Source organism: Flavobacterium hauense (assembly GCF_054457175.1).
The window spans coordinates 13234-35073 of record NZ_JBTKVX010000015.1 but is presented as its reverse complement, the minus strand read 5'-3'; the positions used below and the strand labels follow the sequence as shown (position 1 = coordinate 35073).

Genomic DNA, 21840 nt, shown 5'->3' with positions numbered 1-21840 from the left:
ATGTGAATTATAGTTCAAAGTTAGTGATTGTAACTATATACGCAAAATGCAGATAATACGTTATCAGTTAATTCTTATATTAGCAACTTTAACCAACTAAACTAACCATGGCTGAATTTATAATCCAGACCCAATCCCTGACTTTTCGCTATTCTAAGCAGCGTAAAGTACTTGACGATGTATCTCTTAATATCCCAAAAGGATCAATCTATGGTTTCCTGGGCCCAAATGGAGCAGGAAAATCGACTACTATGAGGCTGCTTACCGGCATACTGCCACAGCAGGATAAATCCATTTCCATGTTTGGCAAGCCCTTACATGAACAGTTGCCCCAGGTTTTTGAAAAAGTAGGATCTCTGGTTGAGAGCCCTGCGCTGTACCTGCACCTTAGCGGTTACAACAACCTTAAATACATTGCAAAGCTGCGCAACGTCCCTTTAAGCCGCATTGATGAGATACTGGAGTTGGTAGACCTTACAAAGGATGCGAAGCGAAAAGCAAAACAATACTCGCTGGGCATGAAGCAGCGCCTTGCTATTGCAATGGCTCTTCTTGATGAACCTGAACTTTTATTGCTCGATGAACCCGTAAACGGACTTGATCCCAACGGTATTCAGGATATACGCCGTTTATTGGTTCGATTAAACAAAGAAAAAGGAGTTACCATTTTTGTATCAAGCCACCTTCTTGCCGAAATTGAAAGGATGTGTACTCATGTAGGCATCATCAGTAAAGGAAAGCTAAGGTTTGAAGGTTCTATAGAGGAGCTTTCTAAATTCTCAGGCACATGTAAAATACGTATCACGCTTAAAGATGCTGAAAAGTGGCAGAATGAGCTAAGCCAAAAACACGAAAACATTGTACTGGAGAATTCTTCTCAGGTAACATTAGAACTCGAAAGCCGTGAAGATATCCCGCAGTTTACCAAAGACCTGGTAAATAAGGGTGCCGATATCTATGAGATAAAAATACTTGACGGACTCGAAGAATGGTTTATGGCCTTAGTGAATCAAAAATAACATCTTAGTACTATAACACATGCAAAATTATATAACTGCCCTAAAGGCAGAACACCTCAAGAAAAAAGGAACAGGAATTTATGTTGTCGCTATTATACTGGGAGCCATTTCTCCCATTCTTTTAGGGATCATCAGGCTGTTTGACGACCCCCAGGCTGGCGAAGGCGGGATTCCGTACAACTATTACCTTAGGTTCATTGAAGAGACACTGGATCCTTTTGCCGGCTTCTTCTTCCCGATGCTTATCATTATTACCGTAAGCAGGCTCACTCAGCTTGATCATAAATATGGAGGATGGCAGTTAATGGAGACGCAGCCAATCCAGAAACTCTCTATTTATTTTTCAAAATTTACGGTTGCGCTTATCTCAAATCTTATCAGCATAACATCACTTGTTGTTGTGGCCTATCTGACCGCTTTTCTGCTAAGCTTTGCCTTTGACATCCCAAAACATGCTACGACAGAATTTGCCTTTAGCGATATATTCTGGCTAATGGCAAGGCTTTTCTTTGCTTCGTTACTGTTTACAGCTTTTCAGTATGTACTGTCAGTATTAATGCCAAGCTTTATCTGGTCTATGCTGATAGGTATCTTCCTTCTGCTGACTTTTCTTTTCCTTAAAGGGTTTAGTGTAACTGTTCCTGCCTGGTATCCAATGGAAACACTGGACAAGGTCTATAAATATAAAAAAGGTAGTGACCTTGGTTATTGGCTAACATATTCCGAGGCGGTAAGCTTCCTTACAGGTATTATATTGCTATATGTAGGCTTTAAGTGGTACAAGCATAAAGGCATTAAAAATGCATTTTTCAGTAACGGGGGACGCTTTGCCAAGCTTGCAGCTGTATTGGTTATTATTGGCGGACTATTAGCTTATACTCTTATGCCTAACCATATGGCTCCGTACGATAAGACTGTTGTAAGTGGTACTGTTGAAGGCACCACCACTGTACAGAATGTATATGTAAGAGACATGTTCATAAAAGATACCATTGCAGTAATACCGGTAAAAGACGGCAAATTCCACGCGGTTATTGATAAAGACCTTGCTTTGGATAAATATGAGGTACTTTATGATGAGGCTGCACAGGATTTTATTATTTTAAAGAATAAAGACAGTATAAATATTGAGCTTAAGCTTTACGGACAGCAGCTATCATCTGTAAAAAAAGGTACCCGTCTTGCCGAAAACAATTACAGCGCCAAAGAAGACAACTCATGGAGCAGTATTTCTTATTACCTCGATCAAAACATGTTCATGGAAAATCCAACTTTTATCATTGACCAGCTTGTGGATGAATGGAACGAAAAAATGGATGAGTCTAATGAATTTAAAACAGTAGACAATTTTGTGCTTCGCGAAGATTTTATTGAAAAAGAAAAAAAGCTTATTACAATAAAGTACCTCAACTTATGGGATTCATTTATCAAAAAGAGAGCGGCATTATACCCTAATGAAAAAACTGTGGAAACGGCCGAGATAAAGGAAATGAAAAAAATAGTTCCTTTAAATGATGAGAGCCTTATAAGCAACGGCGAATATTTTAACTATGTAATGACGCAAATGACAGCCGGCAATAAAGAAGATATCGATCAGAACACTAAAGCATTACTCGCGATTAATAAACTTTCGGCAGGCTCGTTTAAGGACAAAATGCTGTATTGGCAACTTAACAAGAGTATTAAAGAAGCTTCTGACAAAGAAGAGAGGACAAAACTTCTTGACAGATATGCCAATACGTTCAATGATAAAAGATATACCTCGATTATCCAAAACAACTCGAAAATCATTGAAAGCCTGGGTGAAGGAAAAGTAGCTTCTCAGTTTCTTGCTATGACATTAGACAAAAAAGAAGTTAGCCTTGGATCGTTAAAAGGTAAATATGTGCTTATAGATGTATGGGCCACCTGGTGCGGGCCATGCAAATACCAGTCGCCGTTTTTTGAGAAATTTGCCCTTAAATATAAAGACCAGCCAATACAGTTTGTAGCCCTGAGTACAGACCAAAGAATAGACAGTTGGTTTATTGAAGCTAAGAGCAAATCAAAATCGGTACTGCAGCTTCATGCGAATGATGCTAAAAAACTGAGTAAAGATTATGATATACAGGGTATCCCGAGGTTTATCCTAATAGATCCGCAGGGTAATTTTGTAAATTCTAACATGCCTTTCCCTGACGATCCGCTATTCGAAAAATTGCTAAGAGAAGCGCTTAAGCTTCCTGAACAAAAATAGTTTTTATATTTGCCCCAAACAGTAACGAATGTTTAAGGCGTTTAAAAAATATAAAAGCACACTATTATACGGTTCCAGTCTTGCGTTGCTGCTCTTGCTGCTTCGCTGGCTGGAATTTCGTTTTTTGGTACTCGACCAGTCCCTTGACCTTTACATAGGTATTATTGCCCTTCTCTTTACGGGTTTGGGTATATGGCTTGCGCTCAAACTTGCTAAACCCAAAACAAAAACCGTGATAATTGAAAAAGAGGTCTTTATTACTCCTGAATCAGAATTTGTGAGAAATACAACCGAGTTGGAAAAGCTCTCCATTAGCAAACGGGAACTAGAGGTTTTAGAACTTATGGCAAAAGGAATGAGCAATCAGGAAATTGCCGGACAGCTTTTCGTTTCGCTTAATACCATTAAGACACATTCGGGAAAGGTCTTTGAAAAACTGGAGGTAAAACGACGCACGCAGGCTATAGAAAAAGCCAAAAGACTAAGTATCATACCATAACGTTATCACCCAAAAGTTGTAATTTTATCGATACAGGTCAAAATCACCCTAAAGTATGAGGGTTATGTAATGGCTAAAGTCCAATTTTGTCCTCAGTTAAACACCCTAAACAAACAAATCATGAAAAAACTTATCTGGACCTATGGCTTAATTGGAGGATTCATCAGTACTATTGGTTATCTTATTTCTACAACAGGAGAAATGGATGCTGACCACATGAAGTATGGAATGATCTATGGCTTTGCCTCAATGATCATTGCATTCTCATTAATGTTTATAGCTATTAAAACATTCAGGGATAAACAAAACGGTGGCAGCATATCATTTGGAAAAGCTTTTTTAATGGGGTTATGGATGGCATTGATTACTTCAACAATATATGTTGCGGTATGGCTTATTGCTTTGTATAATTTCCATCCTGACTTTGCTGAGAAATACTCCGCTTTTCAGTTGGAGCAAATGAAAACTGCCGGAGCAACAGCGCAGGAACTGGCAGCCCAGACAGCCAAAAGCAGTGAATTTATAGAGCAATATAAAAATCCGGTAGTGGTTATATTGTATACCTATATGGAAATATTCCCGATAGGATTATTGATCGCCCTTATTGCGGCAGCCATACTAAAAAAGAAAAATACTAACGAACAACAAGAATTTAAATCATGGGCAGAGTCACAGGAATAGGCGGAATTTTCTTCCGCGCGCAGGACACCAAAGCTTTAGGAGCATGGTATGAAAAATATTTTGGTATCAACAGCATGGGCGGTACAGAAACCTGGAAACAGGAAGCAGGACCAACAGTATTTGCACCGTTTAAAGCAGATACCAATTATTTTGGGCAAAACCAGCAGTTTATGATCAACCTGAGGGTTGAAGGCCTTGAAGAACTACTGGAAAGCCTGAAAGCAGATGGCATCACGGTAGAAAATCATGATGATGTTTCGTATGGCAAATTTGCTTGGGTGTATGATCCCGAAGGCAATAAAATAGAGCTTTGGGAGCCTCTTCCCGAAAATGAATAACAATTATAAAGTGCCTTCGGGCACTTTTTTTATTTCAGGGAAAATCCATTACATTTGTGAGAAAGCCTTGTATTATGGACATGTACGAACAAATAGACCAAAGCATCAGCCGTTATGTAACTTTCTCGAAGGAAGAACTGGATACCTTCAACTCATTACTCGAGTACAGGAAAGTACCCAAAAAGACCATCATGCTTCATGAAGGTGAAGTGTGCAACTTTGAGGCTTTTGTTGTAAAAGGCTGTGTCCGTAAATACTATATCGACCAGAATGGCTTTGAAGTGATATTACAATTTGCCATAGAGAATGCATGGGTTAGCGATATCTCATTCAGCATTTATGAAGACCAGCCAAGCAAGATCTTTATAGAAACCCTCGAAGACTGTGAATTCCTTGTTTTCAGTCCGGAGACCAAAGAAGAGCTCTTTAAAAAAGAACCGTGCTTTGAAAGAGCTTTCCGTATACTGTTACAGCGTCACCTGACTGCTACACAAAACAGACTGTTCCATACTATTTCAAGGACTGCCCTCGAAAAATATGTAGAGTTCTTAGAGCTGTACCCTACCCTGCCACAGCGCGTAGCCCAGCATTACATTGCGTCATATCTTGGTATATCTGCCGAGTTTTTAAGCAAAGTAAGAGCGAAATTAGCTAAGCAATAGATTTGAGATGTTAGTATTGAGATATGAGATTATAAACTTTACGTGAATCTTACTATTTCTCAATACTCAAATCTAATATCTCAATACTAAAATCTAATATCTCAATACTAAAAACAGCTTCGCTGTTTTTCTTGTCCTAGTTCAATGTTTTGATATTCTATATGCCGCAACTTTGCATAGTAATATTAAAACAACCAAATACTATGGACAGAAAAGATTTTATCAGAAAAGGGCTTATGGGTACCGGGATGTTCATTACTTCCGCTGCCATTGGCGATACATTAAGCAACGATATCGACGAAATACAACCGTTAGAGCCTATTGGTTACAACCACCTGCCTAATGAGAGTTCCCTTATCTTAGAAAACACCGTACTTCATAAAGCTTCAAGCCGCGGACACGCAAACCATGGCTGGCTCGATTCGCATCACTCTTTCAGTTTTGCCAATTACTACAACCCTGACAGGATGCACTTTGGCGTACTTCGGGTATTGAATGACGACCGTGTAGATGCGGGTATGGGCTTTGGCACGCACCCTCACGATAACATGGAGATCATCTCTATTCCGCTTGAGGGCGATCTGGAGCACAAAGACAGCATGGGGAATACTGCGGTCATCAAAAAAGGTGACATCCAGGTTATGAGTGCCGGTACAGGAATTTACCACAGCGAATACAATAAGAACAAAGACAAGCTTACTAAGTTCCTTCAGATTTGGGTCTACCCTAACAAAAAGAACGTTACGCCTCGTTACGATCAAATTGCCCTTAACGAAGCCGACCGTCACAATAACCTGCAGCAGATCCTTTCGCCTAATGCAAATGACGAAGGTGTGTGGATACACCAGGATGCGTGGTTCCACCTTGGGAAATTTGACAAAGACTTCACTACTGACTATAAATTAAAGAAAAGCGGTAACGGTATCTATGCTTTTGTGATCAAAGGCGACATCAACATTGGTAACATCCAGCTAAACGAGCGCGATGCTCTTGGTATCTGGGATACTTCAGAAATTAAGATTGCAGCAAATACTCAGGATGCGGAGCTATTGCTTATTGAAGTACCAATGTCGGTATAACTGATTTTTCTTGTCCCAGTTCAATGCACAGGCATTTTTTCTAACGGAACTTTGTCTCATCAAAATAACAAATTAAAAAAACCATATAAACTTTAAGATTATGTCAACAACAAAATGGGCAGTAGACCCAACTCATTCAGAAATAGGATTTAAAGTAAAACACATGATGTTTACTAACGTTTCAGGCCAGTTTACAAAATTCACGGCAGAAGCCACTACAAACGGTGATAGCTTTGAGAATGCAGCATTCTCTTTCAGCGGCGATATTGATTCTGTAAGTACAGGAAACGCTGACCGTGACGGCCACCTCTTAAGTTCTGACTTTTTTGACGCAGCCCAATTTCCAAAAATCACATTTGAATCTACAGCTTTCAACAAGAAAAACGAAGGTGAATATACCCTTAACGGTAATCTTAGCCTGCATGGTGAAACCAAACCGGTAAGCCTTGACGTAGAATTTGGCGGTATAGCCAAAGACCCTTGGGGTAATGTAAAAACCGGACTTACCATTACAGGTAAACTAAACCGTAAAGATTTTGGCCTGACATGGAACTCTGCCCTTGAAACTGGTGGGGTACTGGTAGGTGAAGAAGTGAAGCTGGCTATTGAGCTTCAGTTCATCAAACAATAATTGTTTTAGTCCGATTATATGTTTCGTGAAACCTGTGGTGTGAAAGCACTGCAGGTTTTTTTATGAGAAATTTTGTAGGTTTGACGCTATATCTCAAATCATCATGATTATGAAAAATGTATTCTTTTTTGCTTTCCTGATAGTTTTCTTTTCAGCATGCAAAAGAAACGAACTTTCGACACCAAGGTAATCGAAAATAAAAGTCATTACAAAGGCCGAATCAAAAGTTATAAATCGGGATTCGTTATACAGGCTGTTGAACTCGACTATAGATAAAGATTCTATTGAAACAGAAAACGGAGACCCTTTCCTTAATTTAAAAACAGGCTATTTCCTCTCAGATAAATACAAAAGTGCAGTTTTAATAATACCTCAAGAAGACAGCTTGTTTAAAATAGAAATATATACTGAAGAATTTAACCATTGGATTAAAAATGATGAACTCAAAAATTTAAATATTAATCCAATTCAGTTTAAATGGATATTTAAGGATTATAATTTTGATGGACAAAAAGACATCTATATTCAAGAAGCAATATCAAATGGATTAGGTATATCATATGGCTGCCTTATAACCTTAAATCCTAGAACAAAGAGATTTTTTCTCCATTCCGAAACAATAGATCTCGGCTCCATAGAACCAGATGATATAACAAAAACCATAACATCAATTGAAATGAGCGACTGCATGCAGCCTTCAGAACCTTGTATCCTTACTCATAAGTGGTATAATAATAAACTCGTCCCCATAAGTAAAAAATGTCCTGACTGCAATTATAATTCTTATAAGTAAAAAAACATCTAAAGTTTTTTACTTGGGTGTTGTGTTTATAAATTACTCTGATTTAGGATAGGTAACTGAGCTGCATTGCGCAAATTTCACAGGTGCTGTATTCCCAAACTTATGGTCCTTGATGTATAAGCCTAAAAGGCGTTGAAACTCTTTTTCCTTATCTGCCGGAAGATTCTTAAAGCTATACAGGAAATAATCAATGGTACCGTCCGGCTGCATGTATATCCTGTTCCAGCCTTTTGTGGTTTCTTCCCATTTAAAATTGTTCTTTTCTAAAAATTTTCCGAAGTCAAGTAGGTAGTTGCGATAGGCATCTCTGTGTTTCTGCTGTTCTTGTTCTGTTTTAAAAATACCATCATCGCCTAAAGCACCCTTATATTCCTTTTCTACTTTAGTTAAGGTTCCGTTTTGTTTTGCTTCTTCAACTCTCATTACAGTTTGGCTGTAGCCAAAAAAGGAAGTGAACAATAAACATGTAAGTAATAATTTCATTGCAGTTGGTTTTAGTTGGTTATTATAATAACGAAAATTAGTACAGAAAAATTATTCAGCCATAAAAAAATCCCGAAGCTTTCACTTCGGGATTCATTTATATTTAGATTGCTTTGTCAAATAAACAAATCAACGCATCAACAAATAACTATTGCTCTTCTTCCTCTATTGTATGCGATTTAGAGTATGTACGCCATTTTTCGATACATTCAACCATATCCTGAGGCAATTCGCTGTCAAAGCGCATAAACTCATTGGTCGTTGGGTGTACAAAGCCCAGTGTTTTGGCATGCAGCGCCTGGCGTGGCAATATCTTGAAACAGTTGTCTATGAACTGCTTGTATTTTGTAAATGTGGTTCCCTTAAGTATGGAATCCCCTCCGTAACGTGCATCATTGAATAAGGTATGCCCTATGTGTTTCATGTGCACACGAATCTGGTGTGTACGGCCAGTTTCAAGCTTACATGAAACTACTGTTACATACCCCAGACGCTCTATTACCTTATAATGCGTAACAGCATGCCTGCCCTGTTCCCCATCAGGGAAAACAGCCATTTGCATACGGTCTTTCACGTGACGGTCAATATTGCCTTCTATGGTACCCTCCTCTTCTTCCACATTACCCCATACTATGGCAACATACTCCCTTTCAGAAGTTTTGTCAGCAAACTGTTTGGTAAGGTGCGTCATGGCAACTTCGGTCTTGGCAACGACTAATAACCCCGATGTATCCTTATCGATACGATGTACAAGCCCCGGCCTTTCGCTGCTGTTCATTGGCAGGTTCTCAAAATGGTAAGCCAGTGCATTTACCAGCGTACCTGAGTAATTGCCATGCCCCGGATGTACAACCATTCCCGGCTCCTTGTTTAAAACAAGCAGCTGATCATCTTCATACACAATGTTCAAAGGGATATTTTCCGGTGTCAGCAGGTATTCATACGGTGGGTGCTCTAAAAGCATCCTTACAATGTCGTTAGCCTTCACCTTGTGGTTCGACTTTACCGGCACATCATTTACATATATATTACCTGCATCGGCAGCTTTTTGTATCTTATTACGTGTGGCATTTTCTACAAGGTTCATCAGGAATTTATCTACCCTTAATGGTGCCTGCCCCTTGCCTGCCTCAAATCGGAAATGCTCAAATAACTCTTCGTTCTCCTCCGGCTCCTGCTCAATAATTGGTTTCGTCATTTGTTTTATTCTTCTGTCTTTTTTGTTTCTACTTTTACAGAATCACTTTCTGTTTCTACATATCCTGTCTTGCCATCGCCAAGAACAAGGTCAACTTTAGAGGCTTTAAGTACCTTATCGCCTGCTTTAAGCTTTTTGCCATTAACCCATACTTCAAGTACTACATCTTTAGCTAAATACGACTTATAGGTCTTCTTACCTTCTTCAAGTCCGGCAGATTTAAGGCTTGGCAATGCCGCCCTGTATGTTTTCTGGATAATGTCCGGTAGTTCTACCTGAGCAAATCCTTTAGAGTTAATCTTTACATATACTTTTCTTCCGTCTTTCACATTTACATTAGGAAGCGGATCCTGCTGCACAATAGTATAGGGAGGAAAATCGGCCTTAAAGTCTACCGTATCAAGTACTACATACTCCAGGTCTACAGCTTCAAGGGCTTCTTCTGCTTTTTCAACGGTCATTTTACGCAGGTCTGGTACAGGAATTTCTTCTCCGTGATTGGTTGCATAACTAAGGTATTGCAGTAAAGCGAATATCACTACAATAACGATTACCAATGCAATTGCAAGCTGCTTAAAAAAAGCTTTACTAGTCAAAAAATCTTTAAGGGTCATCTATTATGAATTTTGGCAAAGATATAAATAATACTAAACTTTATAGTTTACACAAATAATGATATTTTTGTGTGGGCTTTGCATTGGTAAATATAACGTTTATAATGCGTAATTTCGTGTAAGCCTTATAAACATTAACCTTTTCAAAAATGAATGTAGCAGTAGTAATGGGCGGGTATTCAGACGAATCCGTTATATCCATGCGAAGCGGCCAGCTTATCCTTGCCAATCTTGACCGTAAAAAATATACACCGTTTGAGGTACATATCCTGCCTGAAGGATGGAATGTAGTAATTGACGGAAACCAATATCCTTTAAATAAAGGCGATTTCTCTTTTGAGAAAGAAGGCAAAAAAATAATTTTTGATGTTGCCGTAAATACAATTCATGGTACTCCGGGCGAAGACGGCCACATGCAGTCGTACTGGGAACTGTTGGAACTGCCTTATACAGGCTGTGGTTTCTACCAGTCGGCGCTTACATTCAACAAAAGGGATACTTTATCGGTCTTGACAAAATTCAATATCCCGAAGGCAAAAAGCATTTACGTTTCTAAAGGCGATGTCCTGACAGGACAACAAGTAGCTGATACTATCGGGCTGCCATTTATGGTAAAGCCTAACCAAAGCGGAAGCAGCCTTGGGGTTTCTAAGGTAAACGACCTTTCCGAATTTGACAAAGCATTAGAATTTGCATTTGCAGAAGATTCTGATATACTTATTGAGGAATACATTAAAGGTACCGAAGTATCTGTTGGTGTACTGAATCTTAACGGAAAGACGACCGTATTGGGCTTGACCGAGATAGTGTCGCATAACGATTTCTTTGATTATGAAGCGAAATACCAGGGTAAATCTGATGAGATAACACCTGCAAGACTTGATGCCCAAACCGAACAAAAAGTTCGCGATATGGCTGCCAAAGCCTATGAAGCATTAGGCATGAGTGGTTTTTCACGTACTGACTTTATAGTAAGGAATGGCGAGCCGCATTTTATTGAGATGAATACCAATCCCGGATTATCACCGGCAAGTATCTTCCCACAACAGGCACAGCATGCAGGCATACCGTTTTCGGATCTGCTTGACAGCGAAATAAAACTTGCACAGCAGCGTAAGGTACTTTGGAAAAAGTAGTGTTCAGCGAGCAATCACAGTTACAAAAAACCAATCTGAATATCAGCAAATAATTCATAACTTTGTTATATGATCGATTATAAACAACATATATCAATTGACGCTACCATTCGTTTTGGCAGACCAATTATTACAGGGACACGAATTTCTGTCTATGATGTATTAAGCTGGTTTGCCAACGGTATGTCTATTCGTGAAATAATTGAAGATTTCCCTGAATTGACAGAGGAACAGATAAAAGCATGCTTAGCCTATGCTGCTGATAAGGAACATAAAATAAGTATTGCTTCGTGAAGATTCTCTTTGATCAAAACATTTCCTTTAGGATTGTTACAAGGATATCTAAAATTTTTCCGGAAGCAAAGCAAGTAAGGCAACTCAATATCGAAGGCTATTCGGATATTGGAATATGGAATTTTGCAAAGGAAAATGAATATACAATTATAACCTTCGATGCCGATTTTTTTGACATAAGTAGTATAAAAGGCCATCCTCCTAAGATTGTATGGCTACGTTTTGGCAATACAACCACTAATTACTTGGCAGAAATTCTTAATTCAAAAGCAGAAATCATTAAAGATTTTATTAGTAAAAAAGAATACCAGGAGATAGCATGCCTGGAAATCAAATAACAAATGAAAATAGCAGTATTCCCCGGATCGTTTGACCCTATAACACTTGGACACTATGATATCATCAAACGTGGTGTGAGCCTTTTTGACAAAGTAATTGTTGCCATTGGTGTCAATGCCGAAAAGAAATACATGTTTTCACTGGAAGAGCGCAAGCGCTTTATTGAAGAGTCATTTGCAGATGAACCAAAAGTAGAGGTTGTTACCTACGAAGGCCTGACCATAGACCTTTGCCGTAAAGTAGGCGCCGGATTCATATTACGTGGCCTCCGCAACCCTGCCGACTTTGAGTTCGAAAAAGCAATTGCCCATACCAACAGGGAACTTTCACAAATTGAAACCGTGTTCTTGCTTACTGCTGCCAGTACTTCCTATATCAGCTCGAGTATTGTTCGTGATGTATTGCGCAATGGCGGAGATTACACCATTCTTGTTCCCAACGCGGTTAGGGTTAAATAAAGCCTATGAACAAATTTTTATTATTACTGTTTTTTACCTGTATACTTTCAGCACAAAAAAAGACCATGTACCAAACTCCTTACGAAAAAGGCAACGGCAACCAGACAGCGACTTACGAAGAAACAATAGCTTTTTTCAGGCTGCTGGACAAAGATTTTGAAACCATACAAATGCTTGAAATGGGCCCTACCGACAGTGGTGAGCCTCTGCATATCGTTATCTACAACCCGGACAGGAACTTTGATTTCAATCAAATACATAAAGACAAAGCGGTATTATTACTTAACAATGGTATTCATCCCGGTGAGCCTGATGGTATAGATGCCACGATGATGCTGTATCGTGACCTGGCAACCGGAAAGCTGGCTGCTCCAAAGAATACAGTAATCGTAAATATACCTATATATAATATTGGAGGTGCGCTAAATCGTACCTCACATAGCCGTGCCAACCAAAATGGTCCTGAAAGCTATGGTTTCCGCGGCAATGAAAGGAATTATGACCTTAACCGTGATTTCCTGAAAAGCGATACCCGTAATGCAAGAAGCTTTGCTCAGATATTTCACACCGTAAATCCTGATGTTTTCATAGATAACCACGTGAGTAACGGAGCTGACTATCAATACACGTTTACTTACATAGCGACCCATCATCAAAAGCTTGGAGGAGAGCTCGGCGCATATTTTAAGGACGAAATGTTACCGCAAATACTTTCTGCCATGAAGGCAAAAGGCATTGAGGCTACGCCATATGTAAACGTACATGATACTAAGCCCGATACAGCCGGTTTTGAGCAGTTCATGGACTATCCCCGCTATTCTACCGGTTTTGCATCTATGTTCAACGTTCCGGGATCAATGCCGGAGACGCATATGCTTAAAGATTATGCATCGCGTGTAAAAGTTACCTATGAATATATGTTTGAGTCATTGGCCTATACCGATAAAAACCACAATAGGATAAAGCTTTTACGCTCAGAAAATCTTGAGAATTACAAACCGGGATCACGCTATACCCTGCAATGGGAGATTGATTCTACACAGGTTACTACCCTCCCCTTTTTAGGCTATCAGGGCGATTATAAAACCAGTGAAGTAACCGGTAAGCAAAGGCTTTTCTACGACAGAAAAAAGCCATTTAGCAAGATGGTGCCTTATTACCAAACCTACCAACCGGTAACAGAGGTAAACATTCCTGAAGCTTATATAATTCCTAAATCATGGTGGAATATTATAGAGCTGCTTAAAATCAATAATATAACAATGGAGCCGCTGGTACAGGACACCGAGTTTGAAGTGGAAAGCTACCGCATAAAAGACTTTAAGACAAGTAAAAGCGCTTATGAAGGACACTATCCTCATAATAGTGTTACTTTGGAGAGCACAAAACATAAAGTACTTTTCAGGAAAGGGGATTTTGTAATAAACACGCAACAGCCGGGGGTAAAATACCTGCTTGAAACTTTGGAACCCCAAGGTGTCGATTCCTATTTTGCATGGAACTTCTTTGATGCCATATTGCAGCAAAAAGAATATTTTTCAGATTATGTATTCGAGGATACCGCCGCAGCGCTTTTAAAGAGTGACAAAAACCTGAAAGCAGCATTCGACAAGAAAAAGCAGGAAGATAAGTCTTTTGCAGATGATGCAGATGCCCAACTGGACTGGATTTATCGCCATTCAGTATATTATGAAAAGACACACATGGAGTATCCTGTTTACAGGAAAGTGAAATAAAATAAAACCGGCTAAAAGCCGGTTTATTAAATCTTTTTAATTTTTAATAATTCTCTGAAGTGGTTCACCATCACCTATTACAAAATAAACGCCTGGTTTTAATGAACCCACATTGATTTGAAGTTCCTTCAGTCCTTCAGGATTATTTACCCTGATAACTTCCTTACCTATAATATCTATAATCGTAAAGACACCCACCGATGAGAAAACATTTTCATCAACTATAGTAATCGTATCTACAAAAGGATTCGGATATATCACAAAAGCATTTGTTTTTTTAGAAACACCTTTATTATCTTCTCCACTTAAATCCTTCACTTTAGCTTGTGGTTTAGGTTGCGGCGCCGCTGCCCCATAAACACAATTCTCAATTGTGGCCTGAAACACAGACGTATACTGAGCATTAAAACCAGGTTGTAATTCAATGAAATTCCCTGCCTGGTAAATAGCTGTTGCATCCGGCTGAATGGTATTTGAAGCCTTAATCCACTGATCACGCTGCTGATATGACAATGTATTTGTAATAACCGGATTAGATACTGTCAGGGTCAAAGTTGAGAGACAACTGCCGGCAGCCCCTTCATAACAATCAGGTGCAAGAGGATTCCCCCAGTTTGCTCCCTCAGGAAACTCATACTGACCATTTTGTATTGCAATACAACACCATGCCGACCAGCCACAATCTGTTCTTATTCTATACCTGAAACAGCCATACACCATTGCTCTTGCTCCAGGCGTACTTGAAGCTATCTGGGTCAGGTTAAATGTATTTTCTGTTTGCGTAAAATGAAAATAGGCAGGTTGGGTAGTAGTACTTGACGGACAGCAGGTTCCATCTGTAAAGAACTCAAGTTCATATACTTCAGCAACATCAGGCCATATCAGCGTGCTTCCCTGTACATAAGCCCCGGTTATATCTACATTACCCATGGTAACATCAGGCCCAACTGAGGTAGATGAATCAGTGAGTTTTAAATAATAGGAAGTAGCACTCATATAAAAATATGCAATTAGCTTAAATTCATACTCTCCAGAGGGGCTTAATCCAAAGTGTGTCACCGGATCTACTGTAAAACAAAATTTATCTGATGTTAAACTCGATGCACCTAAAACTGTACCTATGTAAACTCCATCTTTCCATATCTGAAGATGCAGTAAATTAGAAGTAAGCGTTGTTCCCTGTGGAGATACATATGATCCACAAACCTGAAAAGATTCTTTGGGGCAGTTAAAGCTGGCATCATCCAGTGATAAATAGCCAAAGGCAGGCTGAGTACAAGCAGCTGTACAAGATATATCGTCAATATAAACCGTACCGAAATGAGCGTTCTTGCCACAATCTGCCATTACAAATTCCAACCGCACTGACTGATTTAAATACGCTTCAGGTAAGGTGATTAAGCCACATTTCCAACCGGTATATAAAACCGACTGAGTTTCATTTTCGCCGACATTGAACCATGACGTTACGCCAAAAATTGCATTAGCAGGATCAGCTATGATACAAAAATCATTTGAAATTTTGTTTCCTGCCATGTCATAAACCCTTACAGAAAAAAAAGGCTGCCTGTCCATTTCATTAGGATGTGGATTTTCAATGATCATTGAATACGAAAAACTGATTTCTGTTCCTGTAGCAGTAAAGGTTTGCGACATTGTTGTTCTGTCAGCACCACCTTCAAAGTTATTAAGCCTTAAAGCGCGGTTACCACTCCCGGGTTTTACCCTGCCCATTGTAACAGACGGACTACAGGCGAGCAAAAAAGCATCATTTCCGGAACTTACCCAACTGGCATCAGCCGTATACTGATTAAGAGCAGTGGGTAATATATATGGCTCAAATTCTACCTCTGCCGTATTCACATCACAATCCATAATCTGAAACAATCCCCCTCTGTTTGTAAAACTATATTGTGAGGGTGTGGTTTCAAAGCTTCCGTTTACAATACACTGTGCCTGTGCTCCCAAACCTGACAGAAGCACGAGAAAACAATAATATAAATTTCTCATAGATTAAATATTTAAAATTTATTATTGTTTTGCCATTAATAGCTTCACCTGGGCTTTAAGCTCTTCGATTTCACTTTTTTGATCTTCAGCTTCTTTCTTTTGCGCTATAAACTCAGCTTTTAGTTGCTTTGCATTATCATCCTGATCTATAATATAAAGAGTCAATTCTTCTATTTTCTCTAGCAATTTAGCATCCATTTTAGCAACATCAAGTCCGCCTTCAACCATTTGTTCAGCTGATAGAACGTTAGGCAAATGCTTGTTTGCTTTAGTAAAAGCAGCAACTTCATCAAGCGGCATAAGTTTATAGTCAGGTGCAAAAACATAATCGGCCCAATCCGTAGTTGTTTTAACAGCCACTTTTACTTTTTCTGTAAGTATGCCTTCTTCAACAAAAAGCTTGTAGCCATTTGGTGTCTTAATATCATTTGTACCGAGTCCAATACGGACTTTACCATTCTCGTTAATTCGCATTAATTCTACATCATTATGACCAAATGATACTGCCGATTTTGTAGTATTGGTTGTAGCCGGGTTACTATATTCTATATAACCCGTCATTGCGGTTGCACTTGTTGTCATTTGCAATCTGAATGCGTGAGAAACTGATATCTCAAATCCTGAACCTGTATTATATCCTTTTGCCTGCAAACGTAAGCCACTAGTGGGTCTAGTTCCAAAATTTGCCAGATTATCCACATATGCGGAAACAGGTATAAGTGTTGAATTTGAACTAACATGTAATTTATAAGCCGGGCTAGTTGTCCCAATACCTACTTTACCAATACTTGGCCAGGTAGAAGAATTAGATGTTTCAGACTGAATTTGTGAATACCCAAGAGCGGCACATAGTGCAAAAGACAATGTTAAAAGTTGTTTTTTCATAATTAAGTTGGTGATTAAATTTGTAATATAAATCAACGAAAATAAAAGTTAATTTTGGTGATGAAAATCTTAAACAAAAGTTAAAATCATATTCAAAATTTAACTGAACACCATAATGAACACCACTTTACAGAATCAGATATTACTTCCTAAAAGAAATATTTTCAGGATCTAAGTAGTTATGTCTTAAATATTTCAACTCCGAAAAAAAATCCTGAAATGCTTAATACAGCAAAAAAAAATTACGAACCTGCCTTAACAAATTCGTAATTTATAATTTTAAGTCATCATTCTTATTTCTCTACTTCCACATTCTCAAACAGCAGCTTGATATTATCATAAGAGTTGGTAAGTGCTTCTTTGATCTGCTCCGGGTTAAGCCATGCCACTTTTTCGATACCCTCTTCCAACTGGCCTAAAAGCTTCCCTGTAAAATCGGTCTTCATTTCATACCAATGCGTAATTTTTAGCCTATAGGTGCCGTTACGCTTAAAGATATGATATGTCTTTTGTAACTTATTGGTAATTTCCAATCCTGAAACACCTGTTTCTTCTTCTACTTCCCTAATAGCAGTATCTTCGATATCCTCGTTTTTCTCTATACCTCCCTTAGGCAAATCCCATTTACCGTTACGGAAAATAAAGAGGACTTCGCCTTTTTTATTATACACGAGTCCGCCCCCGGCTTTAGCCACAGGTATCTTCTCCTTTAATTTCTTTAAGGTTTCTTTTTCATCAGGATGATACAAAAATGCTTTCTTCACTTTGTTGTTGAACATATTTACTATCAATTGTTCAATATCAACACTCTCCAGTAAAAACATCCTGAAGTCAGTTTCTTTCTCGACAGTATTTGTCAAAAAAAGTGGTTTATCGTTTACAAAAACTTTATACATTTGCAGTATGATTTTCAATATAGACACCGCCAAAAAAACAGCCGAATTGCTTTTACAAATAAACGCAATTAAATTAAATCCTAAAAATCCTTTTACATGGGCTTCCGGATGGAAATCGCCTATTTATTGTGATAACAGGATAACCCTCTCATTTCCACCGATAAGAAATTATATTCGTGAGGAATTTTCCAAGCACATTGAAAAAGAATTTGGCAAGCCTGATGTTATTGCAGGTGTAGCAACCGGAGCTATAGGAATTGGTATGCTTGTCGCTGAGTATATGGGACTTCCGTTCGTTTACGTGCGCCCTGAAGCTAAGAAACACGGCCGTCAGAACCAGGTTGAAGGCTTTTTACAAAAAGGGCAGAATGTTGTCGTTGTTGAAGATCTTATCAGCACCGGAAACAGCAGTCTTCTTGCTGTAGAGGCATTAAAAGCTGCCGGAGCTAACGTTAAAGGTATGGTTGCAATATTTACTTATGGCTTTGACATATCTGTTCAAAATTTCAAAAACGCCAATGTTCAATTACATACACTAGGAAATTATGAAACGCTTTTAGATCTTGCCGTTTCAAAAAAATACATTACCGAAGAAGAGCTGGACACTCTTAAGGACTGGAGCAAAAGCCCATCCACTTGGGGACAATAGTTGCTTAATACACTACACGCCAAAAGAATTAATTTTAAACCAATCATTTATTAATCAACCAAACCCATCACAATGAAAAAAATGTTCTTATTAGGGATGCTGCTTACAGTATCAATGTCTTTTGCACAATTAAAAAAAGTTCATGTAACCCCAGCTGAAACAATTGGGAAAGCTCAGCAATTCGGAGGACCGTTAGAAGCTGAAATAACTAAATCAGGAAACAAATACACTTTAAGGTTCAGAGACCAGCAATTCAAAACATTAGATGAATACCGTGAGTTCACTTTTGAAGATGTTGATAATACATTTAACGATTTATATGCTGCTATTGAAGAAGGATTCACCACAATGCCTAAAGAATCTGTAATGCTTGAGCTTCCAGATTACTTGATAGGGCTTCACTTTAGCAAGTTTCTTGGATCGCCGGTCTTACGATTTTCATGTGCATCGATGAAAGTAAAAGATGCTCCGGTATATTTTTCAAATGAAATCGCTAAAAAACAAGTCGAAAAACTTTTCGCAAAGAAAAAATAATTAATACACTATGAATTTAGAAAGCCCTAAAGTAACGGTACAGAAACCTGCACAATATATTTTTGACCAGCTTATTGATGTTAAGAACTTTGAAAAGCTAATGCCTGAAAACATAGCAAAATTTGAAGTGACAGGAGAGGAAGCGTTCATTTTTGCGTTAAAGGGCATGCCTGAGATCAAATTGAAACTAAAAGAGAAAACAGCTCCTAATAAAGTTGTTTTAGGCGCAGCAAGCGATAAACTTCCTTTTACGCTAACAGGGAATATAAACACTGTTTCTGACACCTCAAGCGAAGTTCAGCTGTTTTTTGAAGGGGAATTCAATGCCATGATGGCAATGATGATTAAAGGCCCCATCACTAAGTTTATAGAAACACTTGCACAAAACATGCATAAGCTTTAAAATATACTTTCAACAAAATCCAGCCTTTTAGTCTTACTAAAAGGCTTTTTTTATACTTTTATCCAAAATGCAACTGGCTATGAAATCAGGAATTATATTTACAATTATCTTTTTTATTACGTTTTCTTCCCATGCACAAAATGATGATGCATTAACTAAAACAATGCTCGAACAGGCCAATGACATGGGCGAAAAATTTGTAGCTGCTAACTACAAGGCTTTTCTCCAATACACCTACCCAAGAACCATCGAAGGCATGGGTGGAGAAGCAATGGCATTACATAAAATTGAAACTGATATGCAATCGGTCAAAGATGAAGGCATTACCATCATAAATATTACTTTTGGTGCTCCTACTAAAATAATTAAAGTGGGCAACGACCTGCAAAGCACCCTTCCGCAAATAATGGTAATGCGTATACCGCATGGCAAAGTGACATCAACCACTACCATGTTGGCAATTTCAAACGATAATGGTAAAAAGTGGTTCTTTTTAGACACCGTAAATTACAACCATGCCGATATGAAGATGCTAATCCCTAATTTATCGGATCAGATCATCATACCGGAACGGGCAGATCCTTCCTTTGAGGAAGATATAAAAACAGAATGATTAGCATAAACAGACAGTTAAACATTTTATAAAAAATCTCATATTAATAAGGTTTTAAATATATTTAAGATCGCTAAAAAGACAGTCATGAAAGATATTAACGAATTTGAATTGCATTACGACCTTGATGATGAGATGAACTCTCAGGAGCTAACCGAGATCCATATTGGTGATATCAACCTGCCAACGGGTAAAATAATCGTTGCTGATCCTTTTTTCTCATTGGAACAGCGACCTTTTTCCCGCGTTGTTGAAGCAGATAAATACCCGGTATTTATTTATGTGGCAGAAGTTGATACCGTTCATCACAGGATTGCCTATGCAAAAATAAAATTCAGGACGGAAGAAGCATCTAAATGGATTCTAGCCCTTACTGATGATCTTACCAACGAAGAACTTACCGATCTTGGAGAAGATGAGTTTTACGGTTTCCCAGTAGAATCAGGCCTTGCCTGCTTCCTCGATGAAGAAACCAATAGCCGCTTCATTGCAAAAATGGATGAACTGCAGGAAAAGAATCCGGAGTCAAATTATTATGATGACGTACTCTCTGCGGAATTCATAGAATACTCGGGTAAAAACAATTTCTCTCGTGAACTGGGCGACTGGAATGATCATCATCCTGATGCAGATTCAGACAACAATGTAATCATGTTTGCCTCTGGTTGGGGAGATGGCTATTACCCTGCTTACTGGGGACTAAATGAGAATGGAGATACCATAGAACTGGTAATTGACTTTCTTATCAACGAGTTTGATCCTGAAGGAGGAGACGAAGATTTTGATGATGAAGATTAGTCTTTAAATTAAGATACATAATATATAAAAAGAGGCTCACATTAATGTGAGCCTCTTTTTATATGATCAATAGAGTAACTGCACTTCCTTTAAGCCATATTCGGCAATGCTGTCGTCTTCTAGTTGTACCCTTAAGCTGCCCTTTAAAGAAACCTCTTTTATGATCCCCATAAACTTGTTGCCATCCTTTTCAAAAGGCATTGGTACACCTTTTTTGTAAAGTTTTGAATGGTATTTCTGCCAGATCAGTGCGGTATCTTTATTCAGCAATGCTGCCACATTGCGCCTGATGTTCTCTGCAATGACAGTCATTATTATGTCTTTGTCATGTTGCTTTCCTGTTATTATTGCAATAGATGATGCTTTTGCGAGCCCTTCAAAACTCATTTGGTTCACATTGAGTCCAATACCAACTATTGAGTAGATTTCGCCACCGGTCTTAATGGTGTTCTCGATTAATATGCCACCTATTTTTTTATTGCCTGCCAAAATGTCGTTAGGCCATTTTATAGAAAGATCAGGAATAGCTAAACTTTCCAAAGCCTCGGTCACACTGATGGCCACCGCAGCATTTAAACTGAAAATTTCATTTATGCCTAAGAGCAAATCCTTTACCAACACACTAAACGTAAGGTTCTTACCAGGTTCAACATCCCACTTCGCCCCCATCTGTCCGCGTCCTGCTGTTTGGTTTTCTGCAGCTACTATCGTGAAGTTTTCGACATACTGTATAGACGCTAATTCTTTTAGGTAGTCGTTGGTAGAGTTAATGGCACTGAGTTTGATGATATTCATTACAAAAAACTTTGTATTGCTTTTAAAAGCTGTAATAGTTTTGTTAAGGCTC

The 21840-nt window shown here is 38.6% G+C and carries 26 protein-coding genes; 19 read left to right on the top strand and 7 right to left on the bottom strand.

Features of this window, described 5'->3' with window-relative positions; translation table 11 throughout:
* Positions 1 to 107: 107 nt before the first annotated feature.
* The 9 genes from ACX0HA_RS12005 to ACX0HA_RS11965 all read left to right on the top strand — a co-directional run bounded on the left by ACX0HA_RS12005 (position 108) and on the right by ACX0HA_RS11965 (position 7938).
* Positions 108 to 1019 (top strand): ABC transporter ATP-binding protein, encoded by a 912-nt coding sequence (locus tag ACX0HA_RS12005; protein ID WP_458845532.1) that lies wholly within the window; start codon positions 108 to 110, stop codon positions 1017 to 1019.
* A gap of 19 nt (positions 1020 to 1038) precedes the next feature.
* Positions 1039 to 3255: a redoxin family protein gene (locus ACX0HA_RS12000; protein WP_458845531.1), complete on the top strand. Its 2217-nt coding sequence runs from the start codon at positions 1039 to 1041 to the stop codon at positions 3253 to 3255.
* Between the two features lie 28 nt (positions 3256 to 3283).
* Positions 3284 to 3754, top strand: a complete 471-nt coding sequence (locus ACX0HA_RS11995; RefSeq protein WP_458845530.1) for a response regulator transcription factor — start codon at positions 3284 to 3286, stop codon at positions 3752 to 3754.
* A gap of 120 nt (positions 3755 to 3874) precedes the next feature.
* Positions 3875 to 4435, top strand: coding sequence for a DUF4199 domain-containing protein (locus ACX0HA_RS11990; protein WP_458845529.1), 561 nt, complete (start codon positions 3875 to 3877; stop codon positions 4433 to 4435).
* Positions 4414 to 4773, top strand: a complete 360-nt coding sequence (locus tag ACX0HA_RS11985) for a VOC family protein (protein WP_458845528.1) — start codon at positions 4414 to 4416, stop codon at positions 4771 to 4773. The genes ACX0HA_RS11990 and ACX0HA_RS11985 overlap by 22 nt, the downstream gene beginning before the upstream one ends.
* A gap of 74 nt (positions 4774 to 4847) precedes the next feature.
* Entirely contained in the window at positions 4848 to 5435 is a 588-nt protein-coding gene (locus ACX0HA_RS11980) for a Crp/Fnr family transcriptional regulator (RefSeq protein ID WP_458845527.1), read from the top strand.
* Positions 5436 to 5638: 203 nt separating this feature from the next.
* Positions 5639 to 6514, top strand: a complete 876-nt coding sequence (locus tag ACX0HA_RS11975) for a pirin family protein (RefSeq protein ID WP_458845526.1) — start codon at positions 5639 to 5641, stop codon at positions 6512 to 6514.
* 100 nt (positions 6515 to 6614) lie between these two features.
* Positions 6615 to 7145: a YceI family protein gene (locus ACX0HA_RS11970; RefSeq protein WP_458845525.1), complete on the top strand. Its 531-nt coding sequence runs from the start codon at positions 6615 to 6617 to the stop codon at positions 7143 to 7145.
* Between the two features lie 256 nt (positions 7146 to 7401).
* Entirely contained in the window at positions 7402 to 7938 is a 537-nt protein-coding gene (locus ACX0HA_RS11965) for an XAC2610-related protein (protein ID WP_458845524.1), read from the top strand.
* 42 nt (positions 7939 to 7980) lie between these two features.
* Here ACX0HA_RS11965 and ACX0HA_RS11960 read toward each other — a convergent pair whose 3' ends face one another.
* The 3 genes from ACX0HA_RS11960 to ACX0HA_RS11950 all read right to left on the bottom strand — a co-directional run bounded on the left by ACX0HA_RS11960 (position 7981) and on the right by ACX0HA_RS11950 (position 10242).
* Entirely contained in the window at positions 7981 to 8430 is a 450-nt protein-coding gene (locus tag ACX0HA_RS11960) for a hypothetical protein (RefSeq protein ID WP_458845523.1), read from the bottom strand.
* A 148-nt stretch (positions 8431 to 8578) separates the two neighbouring features.
* Entirely contained in the window at positions 8579 to 9628 is a 1050-nt protein-coding gene (locus ACX0HA_RS11955) for an RluA family pseudouridine synthase (protein WP_458845522.1), read from the bottom strand.
* 5 nt (positions 9629 to 9633) lie between these two features.
* Positions 9634 to 10242 (bottom strand): PASTA domain-containing protein, encoded by a 609-nt coding sequence (locus ACX0HA_RS11950; protein ID WP_458845521.1) that lies wholly within the window; start codon positions 10240 to 10242, stop codon positions 9634 to 9636.
* Between the two features lie 149 nt (positions 10243 to 10391).
* On the opposite strand from ACX0HA_RS11950, the gene ACX0HA_RS11945 reads away from it, so the two are divergent.
* The 5 genes from ACX0HA_RS11945 to ACX0HA_RS11925 all read left to right on the top strand — a co-directional run bounded on the left by ACX0HA_RS11945 (position 10392) and on the right by ACX0HA_RS11925 (position 14205).
* On the top strand, positions 10392 to 11378 hold the full coding sequence (locus ACX0HA_RS11945) for a D-alanine--D-alanine ligase (RefSeq protein WP_458845520.1): 987 nt from the start codon (positions 10392 to 10394) through the stop codon (positions 11376 to 11378).
* A gap of 69 nt (positions 11379 to 11447) precedes the next feature.
* The gene (locus ACX0HA_RS11940) at positions 11448 to 11672 is read left to right on the top strand and encodes a DUF433 domain-containing protein (RefSeq protein WP_458845519.1); all 225 of its coding nucleotides are present in this window, start codon (positions 11448 to 11450) and stop codon (positions 11670 to 11672) included.
* Positions 11669 to 12010 (top strand): DUF5615 family PIN-like protein, encoded by a 342-nt coding sequence (locus tag ACX0HA_RS11935; protein WP_458845518.1) that lies wholly within the window; start codon positions 11669 to 11671, stop codon positions 12008 to 12010. The genes ACX0HA_RS11940 and ACX0HA_RS11935 overlap by 4 nt, the downstream gene beginning before the upstream one ends.
* A gap of 3 nt (positions 12011 to 12013) precedes the next feature.
* Positions 12014 to 12469: a pantetheine-phosphate adenylyltransferase gene (gene coaD / locus ACX0HA_RS11930; RefSeq protein ID WP_458845517.1), complete on the top strand. Its 456-nt coding sequence runs from the start codon at positions 12014 to 12016 to the stop codon at positions 12467 to 12469.
* A gap of 5 nt (positions 12470 to 12474) precedes the next feature.
* On the top strand, positions 12475 to 14205 hold the full coding sequence (locus tag ACX0HA_RS11925; RefSeq protein WP_458845516.1) for a M14 family metallopeptidase: 1731 nt from the start codon (positions 12475 to 12477) through the stop codon (positions 14203 to 14205).
* A 36-nt stretch (positions 14206 to 14241) separates the two neighbouring features.
* On the opposite strand, the gene ACX0HA_RS11920 is transcribed toward ACX0HA_RS11925, so the two are convergent.
* The 3 genes from ACX0HA_RS11920 to ACX0HA_RS11910 form a co-directional block, all read right to left on the bottom strand.
* Positions 14242 to 16215 (bottom strand): T9SS type A sorting domain-containing protein, encoded by a 1974-nt coding sequence (locus ACX0HA_RS11920; protein ID WP_458845515.1) that lies wholly within the window; start codon positions 16213 to 16215, stop codon positions 14242 to 14244.
* A gap of 21 nt (positions 16216 to 16236) precedes the next feature.
* On the bottom strand, positions 16237 to 17100 hold the full coding sequence (locus tag ACX0HA_RS11915; RefSeq protein WP_458845514.1) for a hypothetical protein: 864 nt from the start codon (positions 17098 to 17100) through the stop codon (positions 16237 to 16239).
* A 293-nt stretch (positions 17101 to 17393) separates the two neighbouring features.
* Positions 17394 to 17996 carry an NUDIX hydrolase gene (locus ACX0HA_RS11910; RefSeq protein ID WP_458845513.1) on the bottom strand — a complete coding sequence of 201 codons (603 nt, stop codon included), beginning with the start codon at positions 17994 to 17996 and terminating at the stop codon, positions 17394 to 17396.
* Between the two features lie 7 nt (positions 17997 to 18003).
* On the opposite strand from ACX0HA_RS11910, the gene pyrE reads away from it, so the two are divergent.
* The 5 genes from pyrE (at position 18004) to ACX0HA_RS11885 (ending at position 20993) form a co-directional block, all read left to right on the top strand.
* Positions 18004 to 18645 (top strand): orotate phosphoribosyltransferase, encoded by a 642-nt coding sequence (gene pyrE, locus ACX0HA_RS11905; protein ID WP_458845512.1) that lies wholly within the window; start codon positions 18004 to 18006, stop codon positions 18643 to 18645.
* Positions 18646 to 18717: 72 nt separating this feature from the next.
* Positions 18718 to 19179, top strand: a complete 462-nt coding sequence (locus ACX0HA_RS11900; protein WP_458845511.1) for a hypothetical protein — start codon at positions 18718 to 18720, stop codon at positions 19177 to 19179.
* 10 nt (positions 19180 to 19189) lie between these two features.
* Positions 19190 to 19582, top strand: a complete 393-nt coding sequence (locus ACX0HA_RS11895; RefSeq protein WP_458845510.1) for an SRPBCC family protein — start codon at positions 19190 to 19192, stop codon at positions 19580 to 19582.
* Positions 19583 to 19661: 79 nt separating this feature from the next.
* Positions 19662 to 20195, top strand: a complete 534-nt coding sequence (locus tag ACX0HA_RS11890) for a hypothetical protein (protein WP_458845509.1) — start codon at positions 19662 to 19664, stop codon at positions 20193 to 20195.
* An 87-nt stretch (positions 20196 to 20282) separates the two neighbouring features.
* Positions 20283 to 20993 carry a DUF4241 domain-containing protein gene (locus tag ACX0HA_RS11885; RefSeq protein WP_458845508.1) on the top strand — a complete coding sequence of 237 codons (711 nt, stop codon included), beginning with the start codon at positions 20283 to 20285 and terminating at the stop codon, positions 20991 to 20993.
* A 66-nt stretch (positions 20994 to 21059) separates the two neighbouring features.
* Here the strand turns inward: ACX0HA_RS11885 and ACX0HA_RS11880 are convergent, their stop codons facing one another.
* Positions 21060 to 21788: a biotin--[acetyl-CoA-carboxylase] ligase gene (locus ACX0HA_RS11880; RefSeq protein WP_458845507.1), complete on the bottom strand. Its 729-nt coding sequence runs from the start codon at positions 21786 to 21788 to the stop codon at positions 21060 to 21062.
* Positions 21789 to 21840 lie beyond the last annotated feature (52 nt).